The sequence below is a fragment of the Myxococcus virescens genome, from assembly GCF_900101905.1.
GTDB lineage: Bacteria > Myxococcota > Myxococcia > Myxococcales > Myxococcaceae > Myxococcus > Myxococcus virescens.
In genome coordinates this window covers 113216-127084 of record NZ_FNAJ01000007.1, presented here as the reverse complement: position 1 = coordinate 127084, position 13869 = coordinate 113216, and the positions used below count along the sequence as shown (strand labels likewise).

Genomic DNA, 13869 nt, shown 5'->3' with positions numbered 1-13869 from the left:
CCATCGGTGGCGCTCTGACTCTCCAAGACATTGAGACTGTCAGGAATACGCTGTTTGGGCCGAGAACACAGAGCACGCTGTTCAAGAACTGAGGTCGCCTCGTCTGGATGTGTATTCCGGCGATGGCGAGCAGTCGGTGTTGGCGGGCACGACGAAGCGCCGGAATTTGGACCGGGCGTCGTCGTAGCGCGAGCCACAATCACTACGTCGAACCAAGCCGCATGAGGACTTCGGCAACGCCATCCAGGTGATGCGGGTTCTCGTTGCTCATCGTGTTGAAGCCACACTTCTCGAGGACGCGGATCGACGCGAGGTTGTGGAGAGCGACCCACGCATGAAGCGGCCGGGCGGGCTCGAGCATGAGAAACTCAGAGAGGGCCCGAGTGGCGATGCCTTTGCCCCAATGCTCGCGACCAATCCAATAGCCGACGAGGCGCATGGCATCCTGTTCCCAACTGCCGATGTTCCCAACGACCTCGCGGCCCATGACGATGGTGCGGGTGACGTTTTCAGGGCGGAGAACCGTTGTGCGCCAGTGGGTCATGAACGCATCGCGCTCCCGCGATGAAAATGCCGCCATTCGCAGCGCTTCTGGGTCGCGCTGGTGTTCGAAGAAGATGGGAAGGTCCTCATCTGCGACGTTGCGTAGGATCATTCTGAAAAGGCTCCATCCAGTCTGCGCCGAGGTTGCATTGGAGCTGCGAGGCTCCACCGCGCGACTGTAAGTCCCCGCGACGGTCTGCGTCTCCCTCTTCGAGCCGGCGATGAACGCCGCTCGATGATGGAGCCACCCGATGAACCCGAATGATGAGACCCTCCTGAAGGTCGAGGGGATGTCCTGCCGGTCCTGCGTCAGCCACGTCAACACCGCGCTGCGGAAAGTCGAAGGCGTGCAGGACGTCAACGTGCGGTTCGAGCACGGCCAGGTCCTCGTGAAACACGACGCCGCGACCGCGAACGTCAACAGCCTCATCGAGGCGCTCCGCGACGCCGGGTACGAGTCCGCCCCTACCGCATGAGCTGCCCCCGCGTGCGGACGGGCCCCCTTGCCCGTCCGCACCACCAATCCCCTCGTGTGAGCCGCCGTCGCGGCAATGACAGCCAACATGCGCGTGAAGCCCAGAAGGACTCGGGCTCCGCGCGGCCTGGCTGTGCCCATCGATTGGAACAGCCGGGCAGGTCGCGTTGAAGCCGCGGTCAGGTCATGCCTTCGCGCTCCCGCAGCCCCCGGCCTTCTTCTCGGCGCCCGGCGTCGCGCACGTGCAGTCCAGACAGCCGTGCGAGGCGCACGTACCGCACGAAACCTCCAACTGTTTCTTGAGCGCCTTGCGAGCACGGTGCAGTCGCACCGCCGCGTTGTTGGACGTGATGCCCGCCTCCAGGGCGAAAGCCGGGACGCTGACGCCCTCCACCTCCACACGCCGCAGCGCCTCGGCATACTCGGGCTTGAGGGTGCCGGCCAGCCGCCCCACGCACTGGCAAACAGCCTGCGCCAGTTCCGCTTCCGGGGCATGGCCCTCCTCGAGCTCGCTGGCCAGCGAAGCCAGCGCGCGCTCCGTCGTGCCGCGACGCCGGTAGTGGTCGATGACCGCGTTGCGCAGCACGCTGTAGAACCACGCCATCAGCGACTCATCTTCGCGGAGCGTCTTCGCCTTGCCCATGCCGCGGACGAACGCATCCTGAAGGATGTCCTCCGCCACCGCGCGGCTCCCAACCCGACGCTCGAGGAAGCGCAAGAACTCCCGGTGGTTCTCCACCAGGCTGGAAATGACGTCGGCGGACAGGGGCCGCACCACGCCATCGGTCTCCGTGCCCGCTCCCTGATTCATGTCACTCATGCCGTTCAGGTACAGGGACGGAGGACCTGGTGCAAGCCGTCCTCTGCCCCTTCGCCATCAACCAAAGCGCACGTCCGGATTGATGCCGTCCGCGTCCATGCGCACCGGGTCGGCCTTTTCCGCCACCGTCCCCTTCGGGTGCACGTACCAGCCGCTCCCATCTTCGGTGTCCGGGTTCTCGCGCACCTTGAGGAGCGTGAACATGCCGCCCATGTCGATGGGGCCGAAGGGCCCCTTGCCGCCCTTCATGGGAATGCTGTTGGCCGGCATTGGCATGCCCATCTCTTCCATGCCGCCCATGCCATCCTGCCCCATCGTCATGTACCCCGGCACCAGCGCCTGCACCCGCCGGTCGATGGCCCGTGCGTCAGCGCCCAGCGTCACCGGAGCCGCGTGTCCCATCTGGTTCATCACGTGGTGGGTCATGTGGCAGTGCATGGCCCAGTCACCCGGTTCGTCCGCGACGAACTCGATGACCCGGGTGCTCCCCACCGGCACCAGGATCGACGTTTCCGGGTAGCGGGCGGACTCGGGGACGAAGCCCCCATCCGTCCCCGTCATTTCGAAGGACAGGCCGTGCAGGTGAATGGGGTGGTGGTCCATGGCGGACAGATTCCCCAGGCGGATGCGCACGCGCTCCCCGCGTCCGATGACGAGCGGCTCGGTGGCCGGGAAGGCCTTGGAGTTGAACGTGAGGACATTGAAGTCGCTCATCGCGTTGGGGTCCGGCCGGCGCATGCCTGGAAGCACCTTCCACTCGTGCGTCATCAGCGCGAAGTCGCGGACCACTCTCGGGCCGCGCGGACGCTTCGGATGGACGATGAACATGCCCATCATCCCCAGCGCCATCTGGGTCATCTCGTCATAGTGCGGGTGATACATGTACGTGCCCGGCTGGTTCAGCGTGAACTCGTAGGCGAAGGTTTCTCCGGGGGCGATGGGGCGCTGGTTCAGCCCGGACACGCCATCCATGCCATTGGGAATGATGAGCCCGTGCCAGTGCACGGTGGTCGGCTCGGGCAGCCGGTTGGTGACGTAGATGCGAAGGCGGTCTCCCTCCACCGCCTCGATGGTGGGCCCTGGCGTCGAGCCGTTGTAGCCCCACGCGTCCACCTCCAGCCCAGGGGCGAAGGTGTGCTTCACAGGCATGGCCACCAGATGGCCCACCTTCACGCCCCCCACCTTCCTCCAGGGCAGCGTGGAGCCGTTGGGTGTGGTGACGGCCACCTGCCCACCCGGAGCGACGATGCTCCGCGTCCTGGTGCGTGCGCTGGCGGGAGCGGAAGGCACGGCGTGGGACTGTCCTTGCGCGAGGGCCTGGCTTGCGACCAGCGTGCCCCCCGCGAGTGCGCCGAGCTGAATGAACTGCCTGCGGTCCATGGTGGTGTGTCCTCTCAATGTCGAAGTGCCGTGAATGCGAAGGTCAGTGCGCGTCCGCCGCGGCGGCCGGACCGGAGCTCGCGCTCGTCGACGAAACGCGGATGGAGCCCAACTCCAGGCCTTGGTGACGGCCCGCCAGAAGCTGCTCCAGCGCCGAGCGGGCGCGGTGGTGGTCGAGCAGCGTCTCCACGTAGGTGCTGGCCGTGTCCGTCACGGCGGCCTGGGCACGCAGCACCTCGAAGACGCCCACCTGCATGGCGTTGTACTGGAGCACCGTCTCGTCGAGCACCTGGCGCCGGGCCGGCAGGAGCACGTCACGGACGTGCCGCGCTCGTCGCCCCGTGGACTCCACTCGGCCGCGGGCCTGACGCAGCGAGGCGCGGATGGCGGTGGCCGTGGCCTCGTACCGGGCCTTCAGGGACTCACGCGAAGAAAGGGCCGCCATGCGCACGCCCTGCTTGCGGTCGAACAGCGGCAGCCCCACCGTGAGGTGCGCCCCCATCTCCCACCGGTCCTCGTCCTTCTCCCCGTGGAAGCCGCCGGACAGGTGGGGCAGAAACCCCTCCGTCCGCGCGAGCCTGTGGCGCCGGTCGGCGGCCTCCATGCGGCCGCGCAGCTCGGCCAGGTCGAGGCTCGCCTCGATGGCGCGCGCCTCCAGCCCCTCCCCCGAATCCAGGTCGTTGGCTGGGTCGGCCAGCGGCGAATCCACCGTCCACTGCGTGCGGGGACCGAAGAGACCCAGCAACACGTTGAGGGCCTCGCGCGAGTCCAGCAGGGCGTTCTCGGCTTCTGCCACGGCCAGGCGCGCGGACTCCACGGCGGAGCGCTCGGTGGCCACCTCCAGTGCGCGGACGTTGCCTGCCTTCTCCAACTCCACCGCCGTGCCGTAGCCCGCCTGTGCGACTTGCAGCGCCCGGTTGCGCAGCTCCAGTTGCTGGTGCCGGGCCTGGACCTCGTAGAAGCCCAGGCGCGTGCGGTAGGCAAGGTGCAGCACCTCGCCCGCCGTGAGTGCGCGCTCGGCCGCGCGCTCGGCCTGGGCCACCCCGCGACGCTGCGGCAGGAGGATGAGCTCGGACAGGTCGTACTCGAGCCCGATGTCCCCTTGCAGAGGCTGCCCGCCACGGGTGGGATTTCGCACCTCCAGCTCCACCTCTGGATTGGGAGGAAGGCTCATCTGCACCAGGTTGCCAGTGGCGACGCCCAGCGCGTGCATCGCGGCGCGCAGGTCGCGGTTGTTCAGCAGGGCGATGCGGACGGCCGTGTCGGCGGTGAGCGGCTGGGCCAGCAGCGCCTGCACGGCCGCGTCCGCGTCCTCTCCCCGGAGGGCCTCGCTGGTGAGCCCGACCATCGGGTCCCCAGGCGTCCAACGAGCGCTGAGCGTCGTGTGCACGTCACGCGCATCATTCGCCAGGGGGACGGTGACGCATCCCCCCAATGTGAGCATGGACGCAACGAGGGTGCCTGCGGCGGGCCGCTTCCAGCGTGACGATGACCAGGTATTCATGGTGCCTCTCTCCGTCGCGGGCGGCTAGTGCTGGTGATGGTGGTGGCTGGGGGCGGGACTGCCGGCATCCGGGGCGCTATCGGAGTGCCCCCCGTGTCCATCGTGAGCGCTCCCCTGCTTCGCGCCATGCCCCGTGTGTCCAACATGGCCCGCGTGCCCGCCATGGCCCGCGTGCCCGCCATGGCCCGCGTGCCCGCCATGGCCCGCGTGCCCAGAGGTATGCCCCGTCGCGTCGCCTTGCCGAGCGGTGCCGCCATGACCGCCTGGGTGCCCTTGATGGCCCGCGTGGTCGCTCCCCTTGACTCCGTTCTCGGAGGCAATCCCCGACGGCGCGCGCAGCGGATCAGCATCTGTCAGCACTGCGACCAGATTCGGACGGGGGGCCTCCGGCGCACGCAGCGAAGTGGGCGACGTGGAATCCTCGTCGAGCGCGCTCCAGGGAGCGGCGGCGCAGGCGGTGAGAGGAGACAACAAGGAGAGGACGAGGAGCTTCTTCATGATGGGATTCCTTTCGGAGCAGGTGACCGGCTTCGGCCCCTTGGACGTGGCAGGGGCCGGCGACTTACAGGCCCGGGGCTCAGACCTCTGCGATGAGGCGGCCGCGCAGCATGCTCATCCCGCAGGTGAAGTCGTACGCGCCGGGCGTGAGCGCGGGCAGGTCGATGGTCACCACGCGCCCGGTGGGCAGCGTGCGCGTGACGCCGAGGTCGCCGAGCACGATCTGCTCCGAGCACGCGGAGCGGTCCGTGCGCAGGACGTTGAGCTTCACCGGCACGCCCGCGCGCACCACGATGCGGTCGGGGCGGTAGCCGCCGTCCACCATCAGGTCCACTTCCTGCGCGCCGCCGACCTCGCTCCGGGCCCGGGTGCGCTGGCGCGGGCCGAAGAAGAACAGGACGGTGGCCGCCGCGGCCAGCACGCTGCCAGAGACGACTCCCACTTCGATAGAATCCAACATGACGCGCTCTCCCTGGACGCAGGTTCCACGCAGCGGGCCAGGGAGCAGGTCGCGCCCTCATGTCCACCGCGTTCACCCCTGTTGACGGGCCAGGAGCCGGGCTCTTACAGGTGCCGTGAATGCACGAACGCCACGGTCCCGAATGGAGGACCGTGGCGCCGTGGGGACTTCGGGAGGAAGGTCTGGCTCAGGCCGCCTGGGGCGCTGGCAGGCGCAGGCGCCGCAGACGCAGGCTGTTGAGCAGCACCGACACACTCGACAGGGACATGGCCACGCTCGCCAGCATCGGTGACAACAGCCAGCCTGTCAGGCCGTAGAGCAACCCCGCCGCGACCGGGATGCCAAGCACGTTGTAGAGGAAGGCCCAGAACAGGTTCTGCCGGATGACCCGCATCGTGGTGCGAGCCAGGCCGAGTGCCGCCGGCAGTCCTCGCAAATCGGAGCGAAGCAGCGCGACGCCCGCGGCATCCCGGGCCACGTCCGTCCCCGTCCCCATGGCAACTCCGAGGTCCGCCTCCGCCAGGGCCGGCGCGTCGTTGATGCCATCCCCCACCATGGCCACGCGCCGTCCCTCCGCCTGGAGCGTACGCACCACGTGCGCCTTACCGGAGGGCAGTACACCAGCGAAGACCCGGTCGATGCCGAGCGCGCGCGCCACCCGTCCGGCCGGTCCCTCATGATCGCCCGTGAGCATCACCACGTGCAGCCCCATGCTCCGCAGGGATTGGACCACCGTGGCGGCCTCCTCCCGCTCTGGATCCGCGATGCCGATGGCGCCTACCCAGCGCCCGTCCACCGCGATGAGCACGGGCGTCTGCCCGTCCGCCGTGAGCGCGCGTTCGGCGTCCTCGCTCCCGGAAACGCCCTGTCCGTCCAGCATCCGACGACTGCCCACGAGCACCCTGCGCCCACCAACCTGGGCCTCCACACCATGTCCCGGAGTGGCGGTGAACGACTCCGGCGTGCCGACCTTCAGGCCCCGGTTGGAGGCCTCGGACACGACGGCACGGGCCAGCGGATGCTCGCTCGCCGATTCGGCGGCGGCGGCGAGGGTCAGCACTTCCTCCTCCGTCATGCCGCTCGCGGTGAGGACGCGGACCACCGCCGGGCGTCCCTGCGTCAGCGTGCCCGTCTTGTCGAGCACCACGGTGTCGATACGGCTCGCTCCTTCCAACGAAGCGGCGCTCTTCACCAGCACTCCGAGCTGCGCCCCCCGCCCCATCCCCACCATGAGCGCCGCGGGCGTGGCCAGGCCCAGGGCGCACGGGCAAGCGATGACCAACACGGCCACCGCGTTGAGCAGGGCCATCGTCAGGCGCGTCTCCTCGGGGGCCAGGACGAACCAGGCCGCGAACGTGGCGATGGCGATGAGCAGCACCACCGGAGTGAATACGCCGCTCACCACGTCCGCGAGGCGCGCGATGGGCGCCTTGGTGCCCTGGGCCCGCTCCACCACCTGGACAATCTGCTGGAGCGCGGTGTCACTCCCCACCTTGGCCGCGCGGAAGACCAGGCGGCCCGTGCCGTTCATCGTCCCGGCGAAGACCTCCGCGCCCGCGGCCTTCTCCACCGGCAGGCTTTCCCCCGTGAGCATGGATTCGTCCACCGAGGAGGCCCCCTCCACGACGGAGCCATCGACGGGGATGGACTGTCCCGGACGCACCACCACACGGTCCCCCACCCGCACCTCGGCGAGTGGAACCTCTCGCTCGACGCCATTCTCCAGCACGGTGGCGATGGAAGGGGCCAACGCCTGAAGCCGCCGGATGGCATCCCCGGCCCGGGTGCGTGCTCGCGATTCCAGGAAGCGCCCGAGCAGCACGAAGGCAATCACCGCGGCCGCCGCCTCGAAGTAGATGGGAGGTGCGGCTCCGTGCCCACCATGACTTCCGTGGTCCCCGGTGACCATGAACGTCGGCCACACGGTGGCCACCACCGAGTAGATGAAAGCCGCGCCGGTCCCGAGCGCCACCAGGACGTTCATGTCCGCCGACCTGTGCCGCAACGCGGCCCACGCCGCCCGGAAGATGGGACCACCGCTGTACGCCATGACTGGCAGCGTCAGGCCGAGCTGCACCCAGGTGGAACCGGTGAAGTCGAGCGCTCCGTGGGACATGGCGAGGACAACCACCGGCAAGCCGAAGAGCACGGCCACGGCGAGCCGGCGCCGGAGCCCTCGCTCCTCCGCGGCGTCCGTCTCTTCCGCGGTGGAAGCCTGCGGCACCTCGGCGCGATAGCCAGCGTCGGCCACCGCATCGGCCAGTGCGCTGACGGACGTGGCCCGAGCGTCGAAGAGTACACTGGCCCGGCGGGTGGCGAAGTTGACGCTGCACTCCTGGACCCCCTCCACCTCGCTCAGAGTGCGCTCCACGCGGCGCGCGCATGCGGCGCACGTCATACCCGACACGGCGAGGTCCATCCGCTCCAGGGCGCCCGCGGGAGACCGGGACGAGGCTGCTTCAACGGCATTCATGGGGCTTCCTCCTGCCCGCGAGCTAGCGGGTCACCCCACTGACGCGCCTCCCCCGAAAGGCTTACACCTGCGAAGAGGTCCAGCCGCGGTGGCCAGCGCCTCGCGCGCCACCCGCAGCGTGTCGGCCATGAACGGCACTTCACGGCTCCGTGGAACGACGCCGCTTCACGTTCCACCTGTGACCGTGACGGTTACAGCGAAACCCATCTGGGTACTCAGGACAGGTGCCGCGACACGGCAACCCCGCATGAACAGGCGCGTTCAGTCCTCGGCACGCGTTGTGCTCCGGCGGACCGGACCCACAGGATGCCGGACGTCCCCGAGGGCATCCTCACACTGGGAGCAACCAAGCGATGAAGAAGAGCCTGATGGGACTCCTTGCTGCACTCCCCCTGATTGCCGCGGCCCCCGCGGTCGCGAGTGACGAGCACGCCAAACAGAGCGAGCACGCCGGGCACGGCGAGCATTCCGCGCACGGAGGCGCGGCCAAGAAGGCCGCTGCGCCCGCACAGAAGCCCGCCTCGGCCCCGGCCACCAGGAACGGCGTCCAGACCGTGGACCTCACGGTGACCTCCAAGGGCTTCGAGCCCTCGGACGTGAAGGTGAAGGCGGGGCAGCCCGTCCGCCTCGTGGTCACGCGCAAGACGGCCAAGACGTGCGCCACGGAGATTGTCATGGCCGACCTGGGCATCAACAAGCCGCTCCCCATGGACACGCCGGTGACCGTGGAGTTCACCCCCAGCAAGTCGGGCACGCTGCGCTACGCCTGCGCGATGGACCACATCAGCGGGCTCGTCACCATCCAGTAGACCGCCGTTCCGGGCAGGCTGCGCACCGAGGTCGCGCGCCTGCGGGCCACGCCACCACGGCGGCCTGGTCCCCTCCTCGCCCGCACCTTCCATCATTCGTGAAGAGACTTCATGCATCGCAATCGCTGGTTCATCGGGGCAGCGCTCGTTGCCCTCCTCGCAATGCTCGCGGCACTCGGCCTCGGCCAGGAGGATGATGCCGCCATGGCGACGCTCCGGCAGCCGCGCGTGGCACCGCCCTACCCTGAAGACATCCCGTCCACGGGCCGCGTGCGCGAGTTCGAGCTCGTCGCGGCCCCGACAGCCCTCCCGCTTTTGGATGGCCGGAGTCTGGAGGTCTGGGCCTACAACGGCCAGGTCCCCGGCCCCACCCTTCGCGCCACCCATGGCGACACGGTCCGCGTGCGATTCACCAACAAGCTGCCGCAGCCGACGACCATTCACTGGCACGGCATCCGGCTTCCGAACGGAATGGACGGCGTTCCCGGAGTGACCCAGCCTCCCATCCCTCCTGGGGGAACCTTCGTCTATGAGTTCAAGGTGAAGGACGCAGGAACCTACTGGTTTCACCCGCACCTGCGCGGGAGCGAGCAAGTCGAGCGAGGGCTGTTCGGCGTGCTCATCGTGGAGGACCCGAAGCCCGGCCCTTTCTCACGCGAGCTCGTCTGGGTGCTCGACGACTGGCGACTCGACGCGGGTGGCCAGATTGACGGCCGATTCAACACGCGCCACGACCTCGCGCACGACGGCCGCTGGGGGCAGGTCTCCACGGTGAACGGCGCTGTCCAGCCAGAAGTCCCGCTGCAACCCGGCGAGCGGGTGCGCCTGCGAATGGTCAACGTTGCAAACGGGCGCGTGTTCGCACCTTCCTTCGAAGGGCTGGGCGCATCTGTCATCGCGATCGACGGGCTGGCCACGGACCGGCCGCTGCCGGCCTCCCGCTTGGAGCTCGCTCCAGGGAACCGCGTCGACCTGGACTTCACCGTTCCCGAGGCGCTGAGCAACCCGCGCCTGGAGGTGATGGACCACTTCACACGCAGGCCGTTCCCTCTCGCAACGCTGGTGGTCTCTGGAGACGTCGTGCGGCCGCCCGAAGTGGCAGCAGTTGCCCCGCCCCCGAGCCCTGACCTCTCTCCAGCGCGTGCACTGCTACCCGCGGAGACCTTCCGACTGAATGCTAGGCGGGGAGGCCCCTTCGGCATCGAGTGGACCATCAATGACGAGGCGTTCCACCACGAGGGGGAGCATGCCTCCGCGCACCACAAGGTCTACCGGCTCCCTGCCCACCAATGGGCCACGCTGCGTTTCGTCAACGAGTCCTCCCGCCTGCACCCCATGCACGTGCATGGCCAGTTCTTCCGCGTGGTGGCGCGCAATGGTGCATCGGTGGACGAGGGGCACTGGCGCGACACCGTGCTGATTCGTCCAAGGGAGACGGTGGATGTGGCGATGTTCCCGCAGGACGTGGGGGCCTGGATGCTCCACTGCCACATCCAAGAGCACGCCGAGGCCGGGATGATGACGCTCGTGGACGTCCATGCGGAGGGCTCCCACTAAGCCAGCCCCCGGCCCATGACAGTGTGACCAGCCTGGTCACACCCGGCCCTCTTCTCGCCAACATGAGGGAACGCCGCCCAGGAATGAGTTCAGCCACTTGCAGCGCGCACCACATGGGCCTGCCTGTTGCTAAACCCCTACCTTCGTTCGCCAGGGGATGTCGTGTCCGGAACCGCTCGCAGGCTCTTCTACGCCTTCTCGCTCCTCGTCCTGACCTTCGGCGCGGCAGCCTATGCCGCGCTCGAGGGCATGGCGGAGATCCACGAGGCCCTGCACAGCGTGCGGCGGCAGGAAACAGCCGTGCGCACCACGCTGTCGCTCGCGACCTCGGTCAGAGACCTCTACGCACACCAGGCGCACACCGTCATCCTCGGCAACGCCAGCCACCTGCCGCTCTACGACAGCGCCTATCACCGCGCCATGGAGCGCCTCGAAGCGGTCCAGGCCCAGGCCACCACCTCCGAGGAACGCGCCCAGGTGGAGACCATGCGCCGCACCACGATGGAGCTGGACCGGCTTTTCCGCGAGGCGCTCGTGCCAGCCGTGCTGCGCGAGGACCATGCCACCGCGGCCCGTGAGCACGCCAGGGCCCTGGAACTGGTCGACGTCATCCAGGAGAGCGCGGACACTCTGGCCTCACACTACGAGCGCGCCATTGGCAAGTTCGAGGAGCACGCGAGCACGGTCCAGCACGCCAGCTTCCAGTGGACGGTCGCCATCCTGGCCGCCGCAGCCCTGCTCGCGGCGGGCGTAGGCCTCTACATCGGACGCTCGGTGGCCCGCCCGGTGTCGCTGCTGGAGGCCGGCGCCGCCCGTATCGCCGCGGGCGACCTCATGACGCGCATCGCGCTGGACCGCCCGGACGAGTTCGGAAGGTTGGCGCAGCAGTTCAACCGGATGACCGCCGCGCTCCGTGAGCACCAGGAGCGCCTGGTTCAAAGCGAGCGGCTGGCGGGCATCGGCCGCCTGGCGGCGGGCGTGGCGCATGAAATCAACAATCCCCTGGGGGTCATCCTCGGCTACGTGCGCCTGCTTCAGCGCAAGGCGGAGGGTGCGCTCGCGGACGACCTGCGCATCATCGAAGAGGAGACGCTGCGCTGCCGTGACATCGTGGAGGGGATGCTCGACCTGTCGCGGCCACTCCAGGTCCCGGGCGAGACGCTGGAGTTGCGAGAGCTGGTGGAGGAAGTCGTCTCCCGGCAGCGGGAGTCCGCCCAGCTCTCCGCGGCCTCCCTGACGGTGGAAGGCGAAGCCCGGGTGGCAGGCCATCCGCAGCGGCTGCGGCAGGTGGTCACAAATTTGGTCAAGAACGCCATGGAGGCCGCGGGCCCCTCGGGACAGGTGACCGTGGCCATCCACGCCCACGAAGACGAGGTGGCGCTTTCATTCCGCGACAGCGGGCCCGGCCTCTCTCCCGAGGCACAGAAGCGGATGTTCGAGCCCTTCTTCACCACCAAGCCCCACGGCACCGGGCTGGGGTTGGCGGTGTCGCAGGCCATCGCCCAGGCCCATGGTGGCCGCATCCAGCCGCGCAACCTGCCTGGACGTGGTGCGGAATTCACCCTGCATCTCCCCCGGAGTACGCCGTGACGGACAGACCGAGTGTTCTCGTTGTCGACGACAAGGAGAACATGCGCCACCTCATCACCCGCATCCTCGGTGACGCGTATCACGTGAGGACGGCTGAAGACGGAGGCCGTGCACTCTCCCTCATCCAGACGCAGTCGTTCGACGTGGTGGTGACGGACATCCGAATGCCGGGAGCGGACGGCTTCGAGGTGCTCAAGGCAGTCAAGCAGCACGCGCCCACCATCGAGGTCATCCTGATGACGGCGTACGCCTCCGTCCCCAAGGCGGTAGAGGCCATCAAGGAGGGGGCCTATGACTACCTGCCCAAGCCCTTCGACCCGGACGAGGCGTCCCTGGTGGTAGCCCGCGCCCTCGAGCGCAAGCGGCTCAAGGAGCAGGCCGCCTCACTGCGGCGCGAGCTGGAGGGCATCTACAGCTTCCAGAACATCATTGGCAGGAGCGCGCCCATGCGTGCGCTCTACGGCCTGCTGGAGCGCGCCTCCGAGCTGGACATCACGGTCCTCATCACCGGGGAGACGGGGACGGGCAAGGAGCTGGTGGCGCGGGCCATCCACCACCACGGCCCACGCAAGAACCGACCCTTCATCGCGGTCAACTGCGGCGCGCTGCCCTCCGAACTCATCGAGAGCGAGCTGTTCGGTCACGCCCGGGGCGCCTTCACCGGCGCGGTAGAGACCAAGGCCGGTCTCTTCGAGGCAGCCTCCGGGGGGACCATCTTCCTGGACGAGATTGGAGAGCTGCCCCTGTCCGTCCAGGTGAAGCTCAACCGCACGCTCCAGGACAAGGAGGTGCGCCGTGTCGGAGACGCGGTTGCGCGCCGCATCGACGCACGCGTCATCACCGCCACCCACCGCGACCTCAAGGCCGAAGTGACTGCGGGCCGCTTCCGCGAAGACCTCTACTACCGGCTCAATGTCTTCCCGGTACATCTGCCGTCCCTGCGGGAGCGGCGCGAGGACATCCCCCTGCTGGCCATGCACTTCGTACAGAAGGCGGCGAAGACCTACCGGCAGCCGGTGGATGGCCTGGAGCCGGACGCGCTGCGTGCGCTCACCGGGTACAGCTGGCCGGGCAACGTGCGCCAGTTGGAGAATGCCATCGAACGCGCGGTGGCCATCACCACGGGCTCCCGGGTGGGCCCTGACGCACTCCCCCCTGAAGTCACGGGCGGACAACAGGGAGCACTGCCCGCCGACCCTCTGGTGAAGATGCCCTTCCGGGAGGCGGTGGACCTGGCGCGGGACCGTGCATCGCGCGATTACCTCATCGCCCTGCTGCGGGAATTCGGGGGCAATGTGACGCGGGCCGCTGAGCGCGCGGGCATGGAGCGCGAGAGCCTCCACCGCCTCCTCAAGCGCTTTGGCCTGCGTTCCGATGACTTCAAGGAGTCACCTTAAGCAACACATGCAATCAGGCGACATTCACAACCGAATGCGTCCTATGGAGGCCGGGGAACGACGGCCTCATGTCCGTGGACAACGAGGACGGCAAGAGCCTGACCGGCATTGACGCCAGCACCCTCGATGTGCCGCGTACCTAACCGCTGGGCTTCATCACCAACCAGACCGCGGGAACGCTCAGCATCGTCGACGTAGCCTCGCACACCGTTCGGAAGCCCCCTGTGAGGTGACCTGTAACTCCGCCGCTCACAGGTGCCACGGGCCCCCTCCATGCACAGCGTCCGGCGCGGCGGACGCCTCTGGCTTGTTACCCGAGCTGACGAGCCGCGCGGGTTCGCCCTCAGAGCCTTCCTAACAGGC

General features: G+C 68.5%; 11 protein-coding genes. 5 read left to right on the top strand and 6 right to left on the bottom strand.

The features are described from left to right. Positions 1-202: 202 nt before the first annotated feature. Entirely contained in the window at positions 203-655 is a 453-nt protein-coding gene (locus tag BLU09_RS21305) for a GNAT family N-acetyltransferase (RefSeq protein WP_090491363.1), read from the bottom strand. Between the two features lie 139 nt (positions 656-794). On the opposite strand from BLU09_RS21305, the gene BLU09_RS21300 reads away from it, so the two are divergent. Next, complete coding sequence (locus BLU09_RS21300) at positions 795-1019, top strand: heavy-metal-associated domain-containing protein (RefSeq protein ID WP_090491362.1); 225 nt, start codon at positions 795-797, stop codon at positions 1017-1019. Positions 1020-1202: 183 nt separating this feature from the next. Here the strand turns inward: BLU09_RS21300 and BLU09_RS21295 are convergent, their stop codons facing one another. The 5 genes from BLU09_RS21295 to BLU09_RS21275 form a co-directional block, all read right to left on the bottom strand. Beyond that, entirely contained in the window at positions 1203-1838 is a 636-nt protein-coding gene (locus BLU09_RS21295) for an RNA polymerase sigma factor (protein ID WP_090491361.1), read from the bottom strand. 57 nt (positions 1839-1895) lie between these two features. Further along, positions 1896-3218: a multicopper oxidase family protein gene (locus BLU09_RS21290; protein WP_090491360.1), complete on the bottom strand. Its 1323-nt coding sequence runs from the start codon at positions 3216-3218 to the stop codon at positions 1896-1898. Between the two features lie 43 nt (positions 3219-3261). After that, the gene (locus BLU09_RS21285; protein WP_090491359.1) at positions 3262-4722 is read right to left on the bottom strand and encodes a TolC family protein; all 1461 of its coding nucleotides are present in this window, start codon (positions 4720-4722) and stop codon (positions 3262-3264) included. A gap of 577 nt (positions 4723-5299) precedes the next feature. After that, positions 5300-5680 carry a cupredoxin domain-containing protein gene (locus BLU09_RS21280; RefSeq protein WP_090491358.1) on the bottom strand — a complete coding sequence of 127 codons (381 nt, stop codon included), beginning with the start codon at positions 5678-5680 and terminating at the stop codon, positions 5300-5302. 187 nt (positions 5681-5867) lie between these two features. Next, a complete protein-coding gene (locus BLU09_RS21275; RefSeq protein ID WP_090491357.1) occupies positions 5868-8153 on the bottom strand; it encodes a heavy metal translocating P-type ATPase in 2286 nt (761 codons plus the stop codon). A 353-nt stretch (positions 8154-8506) separates the two neighbouring features. Between BLU09_RS21275 and BLU09_RS21270 the strand changes: the two genes are divergently transcribed. The 4 genes from BLU09_RS21270 (at position 8507) to BLU09_RS21255 (ending at position 13506) form a co-directional block, all read left to right on the top strand. Further along, the gene (locus BLU09_RS21270; protein ID WP_090491356.1) at positions 8507-8962 is read left to right on the top strand and encodes a cupredoxin domain-containing protein; all 456 of its coding nucleotides are present in this window, start codon (positions 8507-8509) and stop codon (positions 8960-8962) included. A 111-nt stretch (positions 8963-9073) separates the two neighbouring features. Further along, positions 9074-10519: a multicopper oxidase family protein gene (locus tag BLU09_RS21265; RefSeq protein ID WP_090491355.1), complete on the top strand. Its 1446-nt coding sequence runs from the start codon at positions 9074-9076 to the stop codon at positions 10517-10519. A 162-nt stretch (positions 10520-10681) separates the two neighbouring features. Beyond that, positions 10682-12109 (top strand): sensor histidine kinase, encoded by a 1428-nt coding sequence (locus BLU09_RS21260; protein ID WP_090491354.1) that lies wholly within the window; start codon positions 10682-10684, stop codon positions 12107-12109. Further along, positions 12106-13506 carry a sigma-54-dependent transcriptional regulator gene (locus BLU09_RS21255; RefSeq protein WP_090491353.1) on the top strand — a complete coding sequence of 467 codons (1401 nt, stop codon included), beginning with the start codon at positions 12106-12108 and terminating at the stop codon, positions 13504-13506. The genes BLU09_RS21260 and BLU09_RS21255 overlap by 4 nt, the downstream gene beginning before the upstream one ends. Positions 13507-13869 lie beyond the last annotated feature (363 nt).